General features: G+C 65.5%; 19 protein-coding genes and 1 pseudogene. 11 read left to right on the top strand and 9 right to left on the bottom strand.

Translation table 11 applies throughout. The annotated features are described in order from the left end of the window. Window positions 1–2: 2 nt before the first annotated feature. Window positions 3–212, top strand: a pseudogene (locus U4Z64_RS06220) (hypothetical protein); the annotation flags it as partial. Window positions 213–373: 161 nt separating this feature from the next. On the opposite strand, the gene gyrB reads toward U4Z64_RS06220, so the two are convergent. From gyrB to dnaA, 3 genes are all read right to left on the bottom strand, one after another. Then, a complete protein-coding gene (gene gyrB, locus U4Z64_RS06215) occupies window positions 374–2848 on the bottom strand; it encodes a DNA topoisomerase (ATP-hydrolyzing) subunit B (RefSeq protein WP_321819470.1) in 2475 nt (824 codons plus the stop codon). A 193-nt stretch (window positions 2849–3041) separates the two neighbouring features. Continuing rightward, window positions 3042–4148: a DNA polymerase III subunit beta gene (gene dnaN / locus U4Z64_RS06210; RefSeq protein WP_006756934.1), complete on the bottom strand. Its 1107-nt coding sequence runs from the start codon at window positions 4146–4148 to the stop codon at window positions 3042–3044. A 170-nt stretch (window positions 4149–4318) separates the two neighbouring features. Beyond that, window positions 4319–5896, bottom strand: a complete 1578-nt coding sequence (gene dnaA / locus U4Z64_RS06205) for a chromosomal replication initiator protein DnaA (RefSeq protein WP_321808569.1) — start codon at window positions 5894–5896, stop codon at window positions 4319–4321. A gap of 421 nt (window positions 5897–6317) precedes the next feature. Between dnaA and rpmH the strand changes: the two genes are divergently transcribed. From rpmH to yidC, 4 genes are all read left to right on the top strand, one after another. After that, a complete protein-coding gene (gene rpmH, locus U4Z64_RS06200; protein WP_004198824.1) occupies window positions 6318–6452 on the top strand; it encodes a 50S ribosomal protein L34 in 135 nt (44 codons plus the stop codon). A 15-nt stretch (window positions 6453–6467) separates the two neighbouring features. After that, on the top strand, window positions 6468–6929 hold the full coding sequence (gene rnpA / locus U4Z64_RS06195; protein WP_021157986.1) for a ribonuclease P protein component: 462 nt from the start codon (window positions 6468–6470) through the stop codon (window positions 6927–6929). Window positions 6930–7004: 75 nt separating this feature from the next. Beyond that, on the top strand, window positions 7005–7271 hold the full coding sequence (yidD, locus tag U4Z64_RS06190) for a membrane protein insertion efficiency factor YidD (protein ID WP_006750110.1): 267 nt from the start codon (window positions 7005–7007) through the stop codon (window positions 7269–7271). Window positions 7272–7279: 8 nt separating this feature from the next. Next, on the top strand, window positions 7280–8944 hold the full coding sequence (gene yidC, locus U4Z64_RS06185; RefSeq protein WP_321819469.1) for a membrane protein insertase YidC: 1665 nt from the start codon (window positions 7280–7282) through the stop codon (window positions 8942–8944). Window positions 8945–9065: 121 nt separating this feature from the next. Here the strand turns inward: yidC and U4Z64_RS06180 are convergent, their stop codons facing one another. Then, the gene (locus tag U4Z64_RS06180) at window positions 9066–9503 is read right to left on the bottom strand and encodes a helix-turn-helix domain-containing protein (protein WP_044848664.1); all 438 of its coding nucleotides are present in this window, start codon (window positions 9501–9503) and stop codon (window positions 9066–9068) included. 338 nt (window positions 9504–9841) lie between these two features. Between U4Z64_RS06180 and mnmE the strand changes: the two genes are divergently transcribed. After that, window positions 9842–11236 (top strand): tRNA uridine-5-carboxymethylaminomethyl(34) synthesis GTPase MnmE, encoded by a 1395-nt coding sequence (mnmE, locus tag U4Z64_RS06175; RefSeq protein ID WP_124570790.1) that lies wholly within the window; start codon window positions 9842–9844, stop codon window positions 11234–11236. Window positions 11237–11337: 101 nt separating this feature from the next. Here mnmE and U4Z64_RS06170 read toward each other — a convergent pair whose 3' ends face one another. The 4 genes from U4Z64_RS06170 to U4Z64_RS06155 form a co-directional block, all read right to left on the bottom strand. Next, on the bottom strand, window positions 11338–11469 hold the full coding sequence (locus U4Z64_RS06170; RefSeq protein ID WP_321819468.1) for a hypothetical protein: 132 nt from the start codon (window positions 11467–11469) through the stop codon (window positions 11338–11340). Window positions 11470–11618: 149 nt separating this feature from the next. Continuing rightward, window positions 11619–12977: a sensor domain-containing diguanylate cyclase gene (locus tag U4Z64_RS06165; RefSeq protein ID WP_321819467.1), complete on the bottom strand. Its 1359-nt coding sequence runs from the start codon at window positions 12975–12977 to the stop codon at window positions 11619–11621. A 110-nt stretch (window positions 12978–13087) separates the two neighbouring features. Further along, complete coding sequence (locus tag U4Z64_RS06160; protein ID WP_006756942.1) at window positions 13088–13336, bottom strand: DUF2795 domain-containing protein; 249 nt, start codon at window positions 13334–13336, stop codon at window positions 13088–13090. A 123-nt stretch (window positions 13337–13459) separates the two neighbouring features. Beyond that, window positions 13460–13630, bottom strand: a complete 171-nt coding sequence (locus U4Z64_RS06155) for a hypothetical protein (protein WP_044848668.1) — start codon at window positions 13628–13630, stop codon at window positions 13460–13462. Between the two features lie 152 nt (window positions 13631–13782). Between U4Z64_RS06155 and speG the strand changes: the two genes are divergently transcribed. The 3 genes from speG to U4Z64_RS06140 all read left to right on the top strand — a co-directional run bounded on the left by speG (window position 13783) and on the right by U4Z64_RS06140 (window position 15896). Next, window positions 13783–14325, top strand: coding sequence for a spermidine N1-acetyltransferase (speG, locus tag U4Z64_RS06150; RefSeq protein WP_044848671.1), 543 nt, complete (start codon window positions 13783–13785; stop codon window positions 14323–14325). 491 nt (window positions 14326–14816) lie between these two features. Next, window positions 14817–15164, top strand: coding sequence for a surface attachment protein Sap1 (gene sap1 / locus U4Z64_RS06145; RefSeq protein ID WP_044848669.1), 348 nt, complete (start codon window positions 14817–14819; stop codon window positions 15162–15164). A 177-nt stretch (window positions 15165–15341) separates the two neighbouring features. After that, window positions 15342–15896: a YaeQ family protein gene (locus tag U4Z64_RS06140; RefSeq protein WP_321819466.1), complete on the top strand. Its 555-nt coding sequence runs from the start codon at window positions 15342–15344 to the stop codon at window positions 15894–15896. Between the two features lie 15 nt (window positions 15897–15911). Here the strand turns inward: U4Z64_RS06140 and U4Z64_RS06135 are convergent, their stop codons facing one another. After that, entirely contained in the window at window positions 15912–16325 is a 414-nt protein-coding gene (locus U4Z64_RS06135) for a VOC family protein (protein WP_044847320.1), read from the bottom strand. A 428-nt stretch (window positions 16326–16753) separates the two neighbouring features. On the opposite strand from U4Z64_RS06135, the gene ada reads away from it, so the two are divergent. Next, on the top strand, window positions 16754–17845 hold the full coding sequence (gene ada / locus U4Z64_RS06130) for a bifunctional DNA-binding transcriptional regulator/O6-methylguanine-DNA methyltransferase Ada (RefSeq protein WP_044847321.1): 1092 nt from the start codon (window positions 16754–16756) through the stop codon (window positions 17843–17845). After that, entirely contained in the window at window positions 17842–18816 is a 975-nt protein-coding gene (locus U4Z64_RS06125; protein ID WP_321819465.1) for a DNA-3-methyladenine glycosylase family protein, read from the top strand. The genes ada and U4Z64_RS06125 overlap by 4 nt, the downstream gene beginning before the upstream one ends. Window positions 18817–19252: the final 436 nt, after the last annotated feature.

Below are 19252 nucleotides of genomic sequence, written 5' to 3'. Positions count from 1 at the left end.
CAATAGACACTTTTTCGCCGAGACGAAGAGGTGCAAGCGGAACATGGGAGAAGCGGACACAACGGGACCACAGCCTGGCCTTTAAGCTGTCGGTGGTGAGGCAGGTTGAAAAGGGCAAGCTGACGTATAAAGAGGCGCAGCAGCGCTACGGCATCCAAGGACGCTCGACGCTGCTGGTATGGTTACGCAAGCGCGGCGTACAGGATTGGGCCGGAGCAGGCCGCCAAGATGGTCGAACAGTCCGTGTACACCTACAACCATGAGCGGGGCCAAATGCTGCCTTGAAATACAAAACGCCCGATGCGATGCATCGGGCGTTCTAGCGTCTGGATACTGTCAACCTATTCTAGGACTTGACAGTCGCCTAACTGTATCAAACGTCAATATTCCCCGCCCGCAATGCATTCGACTCGATAAACGCCCGCCGCGGCTCGACGTCATCCCCCATGAGGGTAGTAAAGATCCCGTCCGCCGCAATCGCATCCTCGATCTGCACACGCAGCAGACGCCGCACGGCCGGATCCATCGTCGTTTCCCACAGCTGCTCGGGGTTCATCTCGCCGAGGCCCTTATAGCGTTGCTTCGACACGTTCCGTTCAGCATCCGCCAGCAGCCACTTCATCGCGCTCTTGAAGTCCGCCACGGCCATGCTGCGCTCACCGCGCTTAATGACCGCACCTTCCCCAATAAGCCCCTTGAACGTATTCGCGGTGGTCACGAGCTGCTGATAATCCGCCGTGTGCTGGAATTCCTGGTCGATGACCGAAACGCGCACGTTACCGTGATGCGTCCGCTCGACATGCAGCGACCGCTGTTCGCGAACCGCGTCATACGAAGGCACAACGCGCACTTCGTTCTTCAGCGCGTCATCATGCAACGCAGCGTGCAGCGCCTTAGCCGAAGCCTCGGTCGACTCCTCATTGGAGAGGTCGATCACCACGCCGTCCATAACAGCTTCCAGCGCCGCCGGGTCATACAACCGGCTCAACCGCTCGATCACGCTCTGCGACAGCAGATACGACCGTGCCAGCTCCCCAAGCGCATCGCCCGAAATCGCAGCAGCGTTCTCACCCGGCACCAGCTCCGACCCTTGCAGCGCCAAGCGCAGCATATGCGCGTTGAGCTCCACGTCATCCTTCAGATACCGCTCGTCCTTGCCCGCCTTGATCTTGTAAAGCGGCGGCTGCGCGATATACACGTACCCGCGCTCGATCATGTCCGGCATCTGGCGATACAGGAACGTGAGCAGCAGCGTCCGGATGTGCGCACCGTCGACGTCCGCGTCGGTCATGATGATGATGCGGTGATAGCGCAGCTTGTCGAGGTTGTAGTCTTCCTTGCCGATCCCGCACCCAAGCGCGGTCACGAGCGTGACGATCTGCTCCGACGACAGCAGCTTGTCGTAGCGTGCCTTTTCGACGTTCAGCACCTTGCCGCGCAGCGGCAGGATCGCCTGGAACTTCCGATCACGCCCTTGCTTCGCCGACCCACCTGCCGAGTCACCCTCGACGATGTAGATTTCGCACTTAGCCGGATCCTTCTCCTGGCAGTCCGCGAGCTTGCCCGGCAGGCCAACGCCATCGAGCACGCCCTTACGGCGCGTCATCTCGCGTGCCTTCCGCGCAGCATCCCGCGCCCGAGCAGCTTCAACGATCTTCCCGCAGATGATCTTCGCGTCGATCGGCGTTTCCAAAAGGAATTCTTCCAGCGCCTTCGCCACAACCTCTTCAACCGGCGCACGAACCTCGGAAGAAACCAGCTTGTCCTTCGTCTGCGAGCTGAACTTCGGCTCCGGCACCTTCACGGACAGCACGCACGACAGCCCTTCGCGCATGTCGTCGCCGGTCGTCTCGACCTTCGCCTTCTTCGCGATTTCGTTGTCGGTGATGTACTTGTTGATGACGCGCGTCATCGCGGCCCGCAGGCCGGTCAGGTGCGTGCCGCCGTCGCGCTGCGGAATGTTGTTCGTGAAGCACAGCACGTTTTCGTTGTAGCTGTCGTTCCACTGCATCGCGACTTCGACGCCCACGCCGTCCTTCTCGCCGGTGGCGAAGAACACCGTCGGGTGCAGGTTGGTCTTCGTCTTGTTGATGAACTCGACGAAGCCCTTCACACCGCCGGCGAATGCGAAATCGTCTTCCTTGCCCGAGCGCAGGTCCGTGAGACGAATCCGCACGCCGTTGTTCAGGAACGAGAGTTCACGCATCCGCTTCGCGAGGATGTCGTAGTGATACTCGACCGTGCCGAAAATGGTCGGATCGGCCATGAAGTGCACTTCGGTGCCGCGGTTCTCGGTGTCACCCGTCACGAGCATCGGCGACACTTCCACGCCGTCCACCGTCTCGAGCACGCGATCCTGCGCGACGCCGCGGTGGAACTCCATGAACCGCTTCTTGCCGTCGCGGCGCACGGTGAGGCGCAGCCAGCTCGACAGCGCGTTCACGCACGACACGCCCACGCCGTGCAGGCCGCCCGACACCTTGTAGCTGTTCTGGTCGAACTTGCCGCCGGCGTGCAGCTCGGTCATCACGATTTCCGCAGCACTGCGCTTCGGCTCGTGCTTGTCGTTCATCTTCACGTCGGTCGGAATCCCGCGGCCGTTGTCGGTCACGGAAATCGAGTTGTCGGCGTGAATCGTCACGTGGATGTCGTTGCAGTACCCGGCCAACGCTTCGTCGATCGAGTTGTCGAGCACCTCGAACACGAGGTGGTGCAGACCGGTGCCGTCCGACGTGTCGCCGATGTACATCCCGGGGCGCTTGCGCACCGCTTCCAGACCTTCGAGGATCTGGATCGACGAGGCGCCGTAGCTGCTGTTATCGGGTTGCGAATTGTGCTGTTCACTCATGGATATCTTCCGGTTCTGCGAGGCCACTCAGGTGGCGGCGCGGTGCGTTTCAGCGAGAGAAATCGCCGGGCCGCTCCAGTTTCCTGGCCCGCCCCCAGCGCCGAAAAGGCACCAAAGGGACGGGTTGTCGGTTCGCCATAAAAACGCCAAAGGGGCTTGCCGCCCCCTGGTGTGTGTCTTGATGTCGTGCGCGTCAGATGCGCATCGGCATCACGACATACTTGAACTCGTCGTTCTCGGGCACGGTAATCAGCGCGCTCGAGCTGGCGTCGCCGAGGCTCACCTGCACGGTGTCGACCTTCAGGTTCGCGAGCACGTCGAGCAGATACGTGACGTTGAAGCCGATGTCGACGGTATCGCCCTGGTAGGCGATTTCCAGTTCTTCCTGCGCCTCTTCCTGATCGGCGTTGGTCGACATGATCTTCAGCTGGCCCGGCGCGATGATGCAGCGCACGCCCTTGAACTTGTCCGAGGTCAGGATCGCCGCGCGCTGCAGCGAACGCTGCAGTTCTTCACGGCCGATCTCGAACGTGTTCTTGTGCGCCTTCGGGATCACGCGCTGGAAGTCGGGGAACTTGCCCTCGACGAGTTTCGACACGAGCTCGACCTGGCCGAACGTGAACTTGGCCTGGGTTTGCGCGATGTCGATGGTGACGGTGTCGTCGATGTCTTCGAGCAGGCGCTGCAGCTCGAGAATCGTCTTGCGCGGCACGATGACTTCCTGGCGGCCGAACGTGCCGCCTTCGAGCTTCATCGACGAGAACGCGAGGCGGTGGCCGTCGGTGGCCACCGCCATCAGCTGGTCGCCGTCGACGACGAGCAGCATGCCGTTCAGGTAGTAGCGGATGTCCTGCTGCGCCATCGCGAAGTGGACCATGCCGAGCAGCTGGCGGAACGACTTCTGCGGGACGGTCAGGGTCGCGCCGAAATCCTTCGCCTGCGCGACGGTCGGGAACTCGTCGGCCGCCAGCGTCTGCAGTGCGAAACGGCTCTTGCCGGATTGAACGGTGAGGCGCTTGTCGGCGAGCGACAGCGTGACCTGGCCGTCAGGCATCGCGCGCAGGATGTCGAGCAGCTTGCGCGCCGCGACGGTGGTCGCGACCTGGTCGCCGCCGACGCCGAAATCGGCGCGCGTGGTGATCTGCAGCTCCAGGTCGGTCGACAGGAACGAAACGTCCGGGCCGTTCTTGGTGATCAGCAGGTTGGCGAGGATCGGCAACGTATGGCGGCGTTCGACGATGCCGCTGACCGTTTGCAGCGGCCTGAGGAGTGTGTCTCGTTCGGTCTTGACCAGTTGCATAGAGTTCCTTCGTTGAGTAACGGCCTGCAGCGCAGCAGCCTCGCAGCGCCCCGCCGGCCGGGCTCTTGGCCCGCCACCACCGGGGCGGTCAAACCAGTATTGTGCCTCAAAACCGAACCGCCCCCCTTAATTTGGGGCGGATGCCGAATTATCAAGCGCGGTGCGCGCGCTCAGCCCTTCAGCGTCTGTTCCAGCACGTGCAGCTCGTGGTTGAGCTGCGCGTCCTTGCTGCGCTCGTCGGCGATCTTGCGCACCGCGTGCAGCACGGTGGTGTGATCGCGCCCGCCGAACAGCTCGCCGATTTCCGGCAGGCTCTTCTGCGTGAGTTCCTTCGCGAGATACATCGCGATCTGCCGCGGCCGCGCGATGTTCGCGGGGCGCTTCTTCGAATACATGTCGGCGACCTTGATGTTGTAGAAGTCGGCGACGGTCTTCTGGATGTTCTCGACCGAAATCTGCCGGTTCTGCACGGTCAGCAGGTCCTTCAGCGCTTCCTTGGTCAGCTCGATCGAGATCTCGCGGCCGTGGAACTTCGAATACGCGAGGATCTTGCGCAGCGCGCCTTCGAGTTCGCGCACGTTCGAGCGCAGGTGCTTCGCGACGAAGAACGCGACGTCTTCCGAGAGATTCACGCCTTCCGACTGCGCCTTGCGCATCAGGATCGCGACGCGCATTTCCAGCTCGGGCGGCTCGATCGCGACGGTGAGGCCCGAGTCGAAGCGCGAGATCAGGCGATCGTCGATGCCCGAGATTTCCTTCGGATACGTGTCGCTGGTGATGATCACCTGCGCCTTGTTCGCGACCAGCGCCTCGAACGCGTAGAAGAATTCCTCTTGCGTGCGCGACTTGCCGGAGAAGAATTGAATATCGTCGATCAGCAGCAGGTCGAGCGAATGGTAGTAGCGTTTGAAGTCGTCGAACGCCTTGCGCTGGTACGCCTTCACCACGTCGGACACGTACTGTTCCGCATGGATGTAGCGGATCCGCGCGCCGGCCTTGTCGAGCAGCAGCTGGTTGCCGATCGCGTGGATCAGGTGGGTCTTGCCGAGGCCGACGCCGCCGTACAGGAACAGCGGGTTGTACGAGATGCCCGGGTTGTCCGCGACCTGGATCGCGGCGGCGCGTGCGAGCTGGTTGGCCTTACCGGTCACGAAGTTGTCGAACGTGAGCACGGGGTTCAGCTTCGAGCGTTCGTACATCGAATCGGCTTCACCGCCGTTCGCGGGTGCCGCGCCCGGGCCCGGGCGCCACGTGCGGCGGCCGGCGGCCGCTTCGTGCGCGGGCAGGCTCGGCAGGTCGATGTCGGCGTCGTCGGCGTTCAGGTGATGCGCGGCGGCCGCCGACGGCGTCATCGGCACGTCGATCGGCGCGCTGGGCGCAGCGCCGGCATTCGCGGCCAGGTTGGCGGCGATTGCGGCGACCGTCGCGGCCGGGCCGGTTGGGGCCAGCGGCGCGCGCGGGGCTGCCGGCGCGGCGCCCACAGCGGCGCTACGCATGCCTGCCTTCGGATCGAGGACGAACTGGACTTCGATCGGCGCGTTCCAGAAATCTCGGGCCAGATCGGAGATGCGGCCCGAAAACTGGCTCTTGACCCAGTCCAGCTTGAAACGGTTCGGCGCGGCGATGGACAGCGTGTTCGCCGACGCATCGAAGGCCACCGGGGCCAAGGGTTTGATCCACGTCACGTACTGCTGGGGCGTCAACTCGCGCTCCAGCAGTGCGGAACAGTGTTGCCAGAAATCGTTCATCAAGTAACTGTCGTTTTTTGCGTGCACAGCGCGGCTCGCCGGCGCCCTTGTCGCGGTTGCGCAACAAGGCCCGAAGCGGTCGTGCGAGCGTGCCTCGGACGCCTGCATCACAGTGTTGGAGGGGCAGGCGCGGGCCGAGGCGGCGTGCGGGATTCTTGGAGATAAGGCGAGATTCTACCGCCAAACGCGGCCACAGCGCGAGTTATCCACAGGCCGTGGCTGTGGGTCGCGGGGCCGGATCGGGCGGGGCCCGCACAGGCGAGCGACTCCTAAAGTATTGACCGTCAACGGAAAAACGGTTTAAATAGCGGGTTCCGCGAAAACCAATCCTGTATTCCCGGCGATTGCGTTCGCCCGAATGCCTACGGTTAAGGGCACGCGGTCCCCTGAATTTCGACATTCTCGAACAAGTGAGAACATCATGAAACGTACTTACCAACCGTCCGTGACGCGCCGCAAGCGCACCCATGGCTTCCGTGTCCGCATGAAGACGGCAGGTGGCCGCAAGGTCATCAACGCTCGCCGCGCGAAGGGCCGCAAGCGCCTCGCCATCTAAGGCAGGTTGCGCGCTGTGTCCGCCGTCCGCAGTCCTGCGGAAGGTGCCGTCGAGCCGGGTGCGAATCCGTCGCAGACGAAAGCCGCCTTCCCGAAAGCTGCGCGACTTCTGAAAACGGATGAATTTTCATCCGTTTTTCGTTTGCGCCCCTGGCGGCGTTCCGCGCACTTCGTGATCTACGGCAAGCCGACCGGTCAGCCCGCGCGTCTGGGGCTCGTCGTCGGCAAGAAGTATGCGCCGCGTGCAGTAACACGTAACCTCGTGAAGCGGCTGGCGCGCGATGCGTTTCGCCTGCGCCGGGCCGAATTCGCCGGTTACGACCTGCTGCTGCGGCAGCACACGCGCTTCGACAAGAAAGCGCTGCCGAGCGCGGCTTCCGCCCCGCTCGCGGCGATGTGTGCGGCCGAGATCCGCGAACTGCTCGACAGGGCAGTCCGGGAAATCGCCCGCCGGGCGTCGAAGCCCGCGTCCGAGTGACGCATCCGTGTCCGGTGCGGCGTTCGCGCCTGCCCGGCCGGTTTTGACGCGGCGTCGTACGGCGCCGCCCAAGGTATGGAAACGGTATTGATCGCCTTGCTGCGCTTCTACAAGGTTGCCGTGAGCCCGATGCTCGGCAACCGTTGCCGTTTTTATCCTTCCTGTTCTGATTACGCGCGCGAGGCAATCCAGTATCATGGCGCCGCGCGCGGCACGTATCTCGCCGTCAGGCGCGTGTGCCGATGCCATCCGTTTTCCGCGGGCGGCATCGACCTCGTCCCGCCGCCCAACTCCGACACTCGCGCTCGCGGCGAAGCCGACGCGCGGTCCCATCGACTCTGAGACAACGCATGGATATCAAACGCACCGTCCTATGGGTGATCTTCTTCATGTCAGCTGTCATGCTGTACGACAACTGGCAGCGCGACCATGGACGCCCGTCGATGTTCTTCCCGAGCGCCACGCAAACGGCCCCCGCGGCTGCAGGCGGTGCATCGGGCACGGGCGCGACGACGACGACCGCAGGTGACGCACCTGCCGCAGCCGCAGCCGCAGGCACCGCACCGTCGACGACGGCACCGGCCGCGCAGGCGCAGCTCGTGAAGTTCTCGACCGACGTGTATGACGGCGAAATCGACACGCGCGGCGGCACGCTCGCGAAGCTGACGCTGAAGAAGCAGGGCGACGGCAAGCAGCCCGACCTGTACATCACGCTGTTCGACCATACGGCCGGCCACACGTATCTCGCGCGCTCGGGCCTGCTCGGCGGCGACTTCCCGAACCACAACGACGTCTACACGCAGGTCAACGCAGGCCCGACGTCGCTGACGGGCGACCAGAACACGCTGAAGCTGTCGTTCGAATCGCCGGTGAAGGGCGGCGTGAAGGTCGTGAAGACCTACACGTTCACGCGCGGCAGCTACGTGATCGGCGTCGATACGAAGATCGACAACGTCGGCACGGCCCCGGTCACGCCGACGGTCTACATGGAACTGGTGCGCGACAACACGGCCGTCGAAACGCCGATGTTCTCGCATACGTTCCTCGGGCCGGCGGTCTACACGGATGCGAAGCACTTCCAGAAGATCAACTTCAGCGACCTCGACAAGAACAAGGCCGACTTCGTGAACTCCGCCGACAACGGCTGGGTCGCGATGGTGCAGCACTACTTCGCGTCGGCCTGGATTCCGCAGCAGGGCGTGAAGCGCGACATCTACGCCGAGAAGATCGATCCGACGCTGTATCGCGTCGGCGTGAAGCAGCCGGTCGCCGCGATCGCGCCGGGCCAGTCCGCCGACGTGCAGGCGCGCCTGTTCGCCGGTCCGGAAGAGGAGCGCATGCTCGAGGGCGTCGCGCCGGGCCTGGAACTCGTGAAGGACTACGGCTGGGTGACGATCATCGCGAAGCCGCTGTTCTGGCTGCTCGAGAAGATCCACGGCGTCGTCGGCAACTGGGGCTGGGCAATCGTGCTGCTGACGGTCCTGATCAAGGCCGTGTTCTTCCCGCTGTCGGCCGCGAGCTACAAGTCGATGGCGCGGATGAAGGAAATCACGCCGCGCATGCAGGCGCTGCGCGAACGCTTCAAGAGCGATCCGCAGAAGATGAACGCCGCGCTGATGGAGCTGTACAAGACCGAGAAGGTCAATCCGTTCGGCGGCTGCCTGCCGGTCGTGATCCAGATCCCGGTGTTCATCTCGCTGTACTGGGTGCTGCTCGCGTCGGTCGAAATGCGCGGCGCGCCGTGGATTCTGTGGATTCACGACCTGTCGCAGCGCGATCCGTTCTTCATCCTGCCGGTGCTGATGGCCGTGTCGATGTTCGTGCAGACGAGCCTGAACCCGACGCCGCCGGACCCGGTCCAGGCGAAGATGATGAAGTTCATGCCGATCGCGTTCTCGGTGATGTTCTTCTTCTTCCCGGCCGGCCTGGTGCTGTACTACGTCGTGAACAACGTGCTGTCGATCGCGCAGCAGTACTACATCACGCGCAAGCTCGGCGGCGGCAAGAAGGCCTGACGCCCTTGGCACACGCGGGCGGCCAGCCGCCCGCGATGCACGTAAAAAAGCCGCATGGTTTCATCCATGCGGCTTTTTTGTTTCTGGCGGCTGGCGGCGCGGGGGCGTTGACCGCTGCCGTTCAGGCCTTCTTCGCTTCGACTTTCGTGTCGCCGCCGTAGAACTGCTCGATCAGTTCCTGAACGAGGTAACGCTGATGCGGCGGCAGCGCCTCGATCTTCGACGCGAGTTCGATCGTCTCGGGCGTCGGCGGATAACGCTCGTCGCGCGGCAGCGGTTGCGGCGTCGTGTGCTCGGTCACGCTCGGCGACGGGCCGTAATGCAGCCAATGCAGTTCGACGCGCAACCAGTCGGCGAGCGTTTCGAGTTTGTCCGGCGTCGGAATCGTGCGGCCCGTCAGCCATTTGTGCGCGGTTTGCGGCGAAACCGGCTGCGCACCGCGGTGACGCAGATTGAACCGGTTCGCGAGTTCCGTCGCGCCGGTGACCTTGTCCGGGCTGCGCCGCAAGGCGAATTTCAGGCGTTCCGAGAACGCTGCTTTTTCTTCGGGTGTCGGCATGGGGGTGATTGTGCAATTCCGCCGACACGTCTCAGACAACCATATAGGCTAAACATAGCCTGTTCGGACGAATCCCAACCTGCCGTGGACCGTGCGGCGGAATTGGGGGCCGCAGTGTCGGACCGTTCGGAAAGGCATACTCGTCCGAAATGGACAGGACGTGATTGTCCGGCATTGATACTCGACTTATCCCCGTCGGGATAAATTCGGGTAAGTTCGACGCCGATCGGGCGTCCGGTGGCGTGCGGGCCGGCAGGCTACAATGCCGGCGTCCCGATGCCCGAACTGTTGTGCGGGCGCACCATTGACGTTCTGTTCATCCGATTCATCCGATTCCCATGCTCGCTACCGATTCCGATCCGATCGTCGCCATTGCCACTGCTGCCGGCCGGGGGGGCATCGGCGTCGTCCGCGTGTCGTTCGGGCGCGGCGGCGAGGCGGCCGCGCTGCCGCTGATCGACGCGTTGTGCGGGCAGCGGCTCGCGCCGCGCCATGCGAGCTACGTGCCGTTCCTCGACGAGCACGGCGCGCCGCTCGACCGCGGAATCGCGCTGTATTTCCCCGCGCCGCATTCGTACACCGGCGAGCACGTGCTCGAGTTGCAGGGGCACGGCGGGCCGATCGTGATGCAGCTGCTGCTGCAGCGTTGCCTCGATGCGGGGCGCGGCTTCGGGCTGCGGCTCGCGGAACCGGGCGAGTTCACGCGGCGCGCGTTCCTGAACGACAAGCTCGATCTCGCGCAGGCCGAGGCCGTCGCCGACCTGATCGAGGCGAGCACCGAAGCGGCGGCGCGCTCGGCCGGGCGCTCGCTCGACGGCGCGTTCTCGCGGCAGATCCACGCGCTCGTCGAGGATGTGATCACGCTGCGGATGCTGGTCGAGGCGACGCTCGATTTCCCGGAAGAGGAAATCGACTTCCTGGAAGCGGCCGATGCGCGCGGCAAGCTCGCGAGGATCCGCGAGCAACTGGCGCACGTGCTCGGTGACGCGCGGCAGGGCGCGCTGCTGCGCGAAGGGTTGTCGGTCGTGCTCGCGGGGCAGCCGAACGTCGGCAAGTCGTCGCTGCTGAATGCGCTCGCCGGCGCGGAGCTGGCGATCGTTACGCCGATCGCGGGCACGACGCGCGACAAGGTCGCGCAGACGATCCAGGTCGAAGGGATTCCGCTGCACATCATCGATACGGCCGGGCTGCGCGAGACGGAGGACGAAGTCGAGCGGATCGGGATTGCGCGCACGTGGAGCGAGATCGAGCGCGCGGACGTCGTGCTGCATCTGCTCGATTCGCGCACGGGGATGACGGCGGACGACGAGACGATCGCGGCGCGGTTCCCGGATGGCGTGCCGGTGGTGCGGGTGTTGAACAAGACGGACCTCACCGGCGTGCCGGCGTGTGTCGAGCATCCGGCGGCCGAAGGCGACCTGACCGAGGTGCATCTGTCGGCCAAGCGCGGCGACGGGATCGACATGCTGCGCGCGGAGTTGCTGCGGATCGCGGGGTGGCAGGCGGGGGCGGAAGGCGTTTATCTGGCGCGCGAGCGGCACTTGATTGCGCTGCGGGCTGCGCAGGAGCATCTGGCGCAGGCGGCGGATCACGCCGAGCAGCGCGCGCAATCGCTCGATCTGTTTGCGGAGGAACTGCGGCTCGCGCAGGAGCAACTCAATGCGATTACCGGCGAGTTCACTTCGGATGATCTGCTGGGCGTGATTTTCAGCAGGTTTTGTATCGGCAAGTAAGCGGGCATTTCAACGGAATACCGGCGCTTCGAATTCCCGTCCCTAGCGATCCGGATCGACTGATCCGGACGGCGTCGTCGCGACAGCCGGGATGGAAGGCATCAATCCCAATGCCGATGATGATGGTAATACCCGCCATCACCGTAATACCCATACCCGCCGCCATCCGGCACCACGATGCAGCCGCTCAACAGCACGGCGACACCGGCAATCAGCAAAAGGGTTTTCTTCATCACGCTCACCTGCTCGGATTCGACATGAACCCAGCATAGCGAGCGCCTTCAACACCGGCTGTAAGCGATCGTTTCCCGGCGCGGCAATCCGTAACGGCGGATTATTCCGGTCACAATGACCGTAACAAATCCCCAATCCGCAGACGTTTTCACGCCGCCACGACGCGGTTTCGCCCCGCATCCTTCGCACGATACAGCGCGGCATCGGCGGCTTCGATCAACGCATCGGGCGTCGACAGGTCGTCGGCCGACACGGTCGCGCAACCGACGCTGACGCTCACGCGCCCGGCCGGCGACCCGGGCATCGCGAGATCGATCCGCAGCACTGCTTCGCGCGCTTCCTCGGCAACGACCCGTGCACCGCGCGCGCCGGTGTTCGGCAGCACGATGGCAAACTCCTCGCCGCCGTAGCGCGCGACGATATCGGCCGGCCGCCGCACCGCGCCGGCCAGCGCATTCGCGACCGCGATCAGGCACGCGTCGCCCTTCACGTGTCCGAACGCGTCGTTGTACGCCTTGAAGTGATCGACGTCGACCATCAGCAGCGACAACGGCTCGCCTTGCCGCCGCGCCTGCAGGAACAGCGTGTGGAAGTGATCGTTGAAGTGGCTGCGATTGAACGCGCCGGTCAGCCCGTCGCGCGCGGACGAACGAACCAGCGTCGCATGCGCCTCGAACAGCTGCTGATACAGCTTCGTCACTTCCCAGGCGAGCACGCACACCAGCACGCCCGGCGTGAACATGCTGAACACGCGCGCGAGATACCAGCCGACCGTGAAGCGGCTCGTGGTCAGCAGGTTCAGCGTCGTATCGGTGAGGCAGGCGAGCACCGCGATCGCGAGCCACAGGTCGAGCGTCGTGCGCAGTCGGCCGGAAGCCAGCACGGCGACGAGCGCGAGCGCGTTGAGCAGCCACACGACCAGCGCGATCCCGTCGACGGGCAGCGCGGCGGCGTCTCCCGGCGGATGGAACGCGGGCGGCAGGGCGACGTTCAGTGCGAGCACGCACAGCAGCGCGGCCGCGACGGCCGGGCCGCCGACCAGCGCGAAGGTCCATATGCGCGTCTGCGCCTCGCCGACCGGCGCATGCGTGAGGCACGCGCGCGCGAGCAGCGCGGCCATCACGAAGCACGGAAAGCCGGCATGCCAGAAGACCCACATCCACGCGGCGCTTTGCGGACGCGCGCCGAGCAAGCCTTGCGGCGCGAACACGCCGGGGAAGGTGAGCAGCTGCAGCGCGACGGCGAGTGCGGTGAACGCATAGGCGCCGCCGAGCGCACCGAGCACGGGCTGGCGCGTGACGGTGAACTGCGCGCCGAGGAAGAAGGCGGCGATGCTCGCGGTGGTGAACACGGTCAGCGCGCACATCGGCATGAACGGCTCGACGGCCGGCAGCGTGACGTTTGCGTGCGGCACGGCGATCGCCAGCGCGAGCACGATGACGAGTGCCGTGAGCGCGCCGAACCAAAGCTGACGACGCGTCGTATGCTGGATCAGGATGCCTTCCATGGATTCCCCCGGGCACTCGTGCGGTCACGCCCGGTCTTGGCGCCGGGCAGCAAGCATCCGGCCGCAGCGCAACCGGTGCGGCCCGATCCTATCGCGTTATTGGCGTGCGCTCAAATACCGAGGCCGGGGCCGAAGTTGCCGGCGACCCAGCGCGTGACGGCATCGACGTCCGCGTAGTCCTGTTCGGGCAGGCCGTCGAGCATCGACAGCACTTCGTTACTGGCGCCGGCGTCGCGCGCGGCGTCGACGATCGCATCCTTGTTGGCCGGGTAACGGACGGCCGCCAGCACGTCGGCAATCTGCAGGTCGATCGCTTCGCCGGGGATATCGTGCGGAGGGAGAGCGGGTTTGTCGTTCACGGCGGCGGCTCGCTGGTTGGGCGGGATTCGGTTCGAGGCGGTTCGTGGCGGAAAGCGGTTGCACCGTTTGCACCGTGTGCAGCGCCCCGCCCGCGCGGGTGCGCTGCGGGGATGGCGATCGGCTCAGTGTCCGCGCCGCACCCGGCGCCACGGATGTTTCCAGTCGATATGCGGTGCATTTTCGTCGCGCGGATGCTGGCGCCGATGTTCCTGCCACAGTTCGTCGGAGAACAGCGCAGCCACGATCATGAGTGGCAGCACGAGGAAGATGCCGAGTATGACTTGCTCGATCACGATAGCCTCCTTGCGGTGGCAGGAACCCTTGTGTCCATTCTAGGCTCTGACCTTCGCCCGCGGTCAACTTCTTGCAGCGCGGAACGCGCCCCGTTCGCGGCGTCGCCGCACGGGTGTTTCATGCGCGCGCGGGCATCAAAAAGGACACGAACATGCAACTCCAGAACGACAAGCACACGCTTGCACTGCGGCCGCTGGAGCGCCAGGACCTGCGCTTCGTTCACGAGCTGAACAACGACGCGAAGATCATGCGCTACTGGTTCGAGGAGCCGTACGAAACCTTCTCCGAGCTGTCGCAACTGTATGACCGTCACGTGCACGACCAGCGCGAGCGCCGCTTCGTCGCGGTCGATGCGCAGGACGAACTGGTCGGCCTCGTCGAGCTGATCGAGCTCGACTACATTCACCGTCGCGGCGAATTCCAGATCATCATCGCGCCCCAATGCCAGGGGCGCGGCTATGCGGGGCAGGCGACGCGCCTCGCGATCGAATATGCGTTCAAGGTGCTGAACATGCGCAAGCTGTACCTGATCGTCGACACGTCGAATGCGGCGGCCATCCACGTGTACGAGAAATGCGGATTCCAGCACGAGGCGGAATTGAAGGAAGAATTTTTCGGAAACGGCGCATATCACAACGCTTATCGCATGTGCATTTTCCAGCGCGATTATTTCGAGCGTCCGCAAGCGATCTAAATAAGGTGGGGTAAAAACACTGGCGAACGCCCCGCTGCGGATCCGCTGCAGCGGGCGCCAAGCCTGCCGGGGAAAATACGGGTAAATACGAGTGCGCTTATACCTGGCATTTTTCTTGTATCAGGTAAATCCGTTCCCGCACTGCGGTAAATTCAGATCGTTTCGGATGACTTTATGTGCAACGCATCAAAATGGTCCCGCTATTGAAATGAATTATCCAAACCGTTCAGCCGATGGACTGTAGTTTCTCCGAAAGGCTTGCCTGACGAGGCTTTGCTTCCGGCGGCGCGGGCGAATCCGCCGGACGGCAGACGCCGCCGCAAGTGAAAAACCGGGCGCGCGCATGGTGCGACAATTCGCCGCTATTGCGATCGCACAACAAATGTGCTTGATATCGCTTGCCGGTCTTCTAAAGTGAAAAACGCGGGTTCACGATCACCTTTAAACACATAGCTAACCGAGCCTGGTGCCCGCAAGCCTGGAGACAGAACATGATGAAGCGTACCGGTGTCCTTTTTGCCCTCGTCGGCGCATTTTCCGTGGTGTCGATCGCCCAGGCGGGCGGCGATGCGGCTGTCCAGCCGAAGCAGGAAATCCAGCTGACGAAGAATGCGTGGGGCTGTCTGTCGAAAGACAATCTGGACTCCGTACTGAGTCACGAACGTGACGGCAAGTCGCAGGCGAAGCAGCAGTACTTCGACGACTATCGTTGCCTGTCGGTGCCGGAAGGCCAGCGCTTCCGCGTGGTGTCGGTCGATCAGGGCGACGTCCAGTTCGTCAGCGCCGACAACAGCGACCAGCAGGGCCTCTGGACCGATTCGCGCTTCGTCAAGCAGTAACCCGCACGCGCACCTCTCGCCCCCGCGTGCCTGCCGGAACCGCCGGCGGCGCGACCTGAACACGGCCCGGCCGATGCCGGGCCGTCGTGCTGTGGCGCGCCCGTCACGCGCCGGGCGGCGCGCATTCGGTATCATCACGGCCCGACCGAACCGAATGCCCGCCCGGGCCGTATCCGCATGGCGCTGAAATCCACGATCTACAAAGCCGAGCTGCAAATCGCCGACATGGATCGGCACTACTACGCCGATCACGCGTTGACGGTCGCCCGTCACCCGTCCGAAACCGACGACCGGATGATGGTGCGCATCGTCGCGTTCGCGCTGTTCGCGCACGAGCGTCTCGAATTCTGCAAGGGGCTGTCGGACGTCGACGAGCCCGATCTGTGGCAGAAGGACCTGACGGGTGCGATCGACGTATGGATCGAGGCCGGCCAGCCCGACGAACGGCGCATCTCGAAGGCGGCCGGCCGCGCCGGGCGGGTCACGGTGATCGCGTACGGCGGCAAGACCTCGGATATCTGGTGGCAGGGCGTGCGCAGCAAGGTGGAGCGGCTGCGCAACGTGCAGGTGCTGTCGCTGGCCGACGGCGTCGCGGCCGCGCTCGGGCGTCTCGCCGAGCGCACGATGCGCCTGCAGTGCACGGTGCAGGACGGCGCCGCCTGGATCTCGAGCGCCGACCACGATCCGGTCGCGGTCGAGTGGACGGTGCTGAAGCCGTTCGCCGACGCGTGACCGCCGGCGCGCCGCTCAGCCGAACGCGGCGGGCGGCCCCTTGAATTCCAGCATGTTCCCTTCGGGATCGAACAGATAGATCGACGGCCCGTAGCCGCCGGCGCCGTAGCGATCGGCGGGGGCGCCGGGGCGCGCGCCATGCGCGGCGAAATGCTCGATCAGCGCGTCGGGGTCGAACGGCTCGACGCGCAGGCACAGATGGTCGAGGTTGCGGCCGGTGCCGGGCGGTCCGCTGTCGGGACGATCGATCGGGCCGCCGACCGACAGCAGGTCGATCAGCGCGTCGCCGGCGCGCAACTGCACGAGGCCCAGGTCGGGCTGTTCCTTCTCCACGTGGCAGCCGACGGCATCGCAGTAAAAGCGCGTCATCGCAGCCATGTCGGTCACGCGCAGCACGACGTGATCGATCGCGCGGATGGTCGGTTTCATGAGCGGGGCACTCCTTCGGATGGCGTGCACCGAGTGTAGACCGCGCCGGCGACGGATGCCGCAATGCTGCACGATCGACGGACGAAAAAAAGCCCGTTCACGCAGAGCGGAACGGGCTTAATCCATATCAGGAGGAGACATGGAGGAGACAGTTCCAACTATACACACGGCGATGGTGCGTTGCAATATTCCGAGTGTAAAAAATGGTCAGGATGGCGATTGGTCGCGGCCGCACTGCAGCAAAATGGTGACGCGACGATGACGAAAGCGGTGCCGGAGCAGCCCTTTGCGCGGTGTTTCGTCCGATTGATCGATTGCGATGCGCCCCCGGTTTCGCCGGCGCGAATCACAGAGCAAGATTCAGGGCGCGACGGCCCATGCCGATGTCTAGAGTAGGCACCATCTACACTAGAGAGTGCGAGGTTCAGATGAAAACCGCCTATCCGACCGACGATGCCCGCTGGGGCGCCGTGACCGCCCGCGACCCGCATGCGGACGGCGCGTTCTTCTACGCCGTGCGCACGACCGGTGTGTTCTGCCGCCCGAGCTGCGCGTCGCGGCTGCCGCGGCGCGAGCATGTGTCCTTCTTTGCCAGTCCGGCCGACGCGCGCGCGGCCGGTTTTCGTCCGTGCAAGCGCTGCCAGCCGGAAGGGCTGCCGCGCGAGCTCGAGATCGTCAATCGTGCCTGCGCGGTGCTCGACGCGCATGCGGAGCGGCTCACGCTGCAGCAACTGAGCGACGCCGTGCACGTAAGCCCGTTCCACCTGCAGCGGCTGTTCAAGCGCGTGGTCGGCGTGTCGCCGCGGCAGTACCAGGCCGCGCAGCGCGGCGCCGCCTTGCGCGAGGCGCTGCAAAGCGGGCAGCCGGTCACGCAGGCGGCCGTCGACGCGGGTTTCAACTCGCCGTCGCGGCTCTACGCATCGGTGCCGCGCGAACTGGGCATGGCGCCGTCCGCGTTCCGTCGCCAGGGCGCCGGCCTGCGGATCGACTACGCGACCGCGTCGACGCCGCTCGGCACGGTGCTCGTCGCCGCGACCGAACAGGGCATCTGCCGGATCGCGTTCGGTGACGAACCGGCGTCGCTCGTCGGCGAACTGACGGATGCGTTCGCGCGTGCGGAGCTGGTCGAATCGCCGTCGCGGCTCGCGCCGTTCGTCGCGCAGATCCGCGCCTACCTCGACGGCACGCGGCACGCGTTCGACCTGCCGCTCGACATCGCGCCGACCGCGTTCCAGCAGCGCGTCTGGGAAGCGCTGACGCACATCCCGTACGGCGAAACGCGCAGCTACTCGGAGATCGCCGAGGCACTGGGCGCGCCGCGTGCGGTGCGGGCCGTCGCATCGGCCTGCGCGTCGAACCCGGTCGCGCTCGCGATCCCGTGCCACCGTGTCGTGCAGAAGGGCGGCGCGCTCGCCGGATATCGCTGGGGCGTGCGCCGCAAGGCGACGCTGCTCGCGTCCGAGGCGCGCCATGCGCACGACGATGAAACCGAAGCCGTTGCGGAGGGCAACGCAGTTTGAGCATCGAAAAAACCACGATTACGTCGAGCGCGGATGGCGGCCAGGTGCCGCCGTCCGCGCAGATGGAACTGCGCTTCAAGGCGCCGTACGACTGGGCGCGCGTGCTGCGCTTCTTCAGTGGACGGGCGATTCCGGGCGTCGAACAGGTCGTCGACGGCGTGTATCGCCGCATCGTCGACCTGCACGGCGACGCGGGCCGGCTGACCGTCACGAAGCATCCGCGCCGGCATTGCCTGATCGCGACGGTCGACGGGGCGGCCGCGCGGCATGTCGACGATGCATTCGCGCGCCGCGTCGCGTCGATGTTCGACCTCGGCGCCGATCCGGCCGCGATCGGGAGCGGGCTTGCGCGCGACCCGTGGTTCGCGCCGCTCGTCGATGCAGCCCCGGGGCTGCGCGTGCCGGGCGCCTGGTCGGGATTCGAGCTCGCGGTGCGCGCGATCGTCGGTCAGCAGGTGAGCGTGAAGGCGGCGACGACGATCGTCGGCCGGCTCGTCCAGCGGGCCGGCGAGCGCGTCGCGCACGACGACGGCATGGCGGCGCCGGACGGCGTGCCCGCCTGGCGTTTCCCGACGCCGGACGCGCTCGCCGCCTGCGATCTGGAGAAGATCGGAATGCCCGGCAAGCGGGCCGCGGCGCTGACGGGCGTGGCGCGCGCGGTGGCGGCCGGCCACGTGCCGCTCGATCCCGCCCAGGCCGATCTCGCGACGCTGCGGAGCGCCTGGCTCGACCTGCCCGGCATCGGCCCGTGGACCGTCGAATACATCGCGATGCGTGCGTGGCGCGACCCGGACGCATGGCCGGCGTCCGATCTCGTGCTGATGCAGTCGATCACCGCGCGCGATCCGTCGCTCGACCGGCTCGCGAGCCAGAAGCGCCGCACCGAAGGCTGGCGGCCGTGGCGCGCGTATGCGGCGCTGCATCTGTGGAACGACGTGGCCGACCGGGCCCGCGGCGCGCGCGGCGGATGACGGTCGCCGCGGCCGGCCGGCGGGTGCGCGGGGCATGGCCGCGCTGCGACCCGCAAACGGCGCCGGGCCGGCAGCGATCGGTCGGCGGTGCTCACGGTTGCGACGCTTGACGGCGATCACCCCGTTCCGGCGGCCGTCATCCCCCGGCGTGCGGGCGGCTCGAGCGTGACGGCGACGCATCGCGGGTTCGGCTGCGCGGGTTGCACCTGGCGGCGCCGTGGCGTGCACGGCTCATGTTACTTCCGACGAATTTCGCGTGATCGTCGCGTCCGGCGGTGCCGACGGACGGTCCGCCGCGCGCGCGGCGATCGTCTCCATCGGCCCGCCCGGCGGCCCGCCGGGGCGGGCGCGCACCACCCGGAGTCACCTCAAGCGCGCGCGACGGCGAGATGTTAAAGTGCCCGCTACCAACGAAGCGACCAATAATCCAGCCGGC

The organism is Burkholderia sp. BCC1996 (assembly GCF_905339955.1).
Taxonomy (GTDB): Bacteria; Pseudomonadota; Gammaproteobacteria; order Burkholderiales; family Burkholderiaceae; genus Burkholderia.
This window is presented reverse-complemented; position numbering and strand designations above follow the sequence as displayed.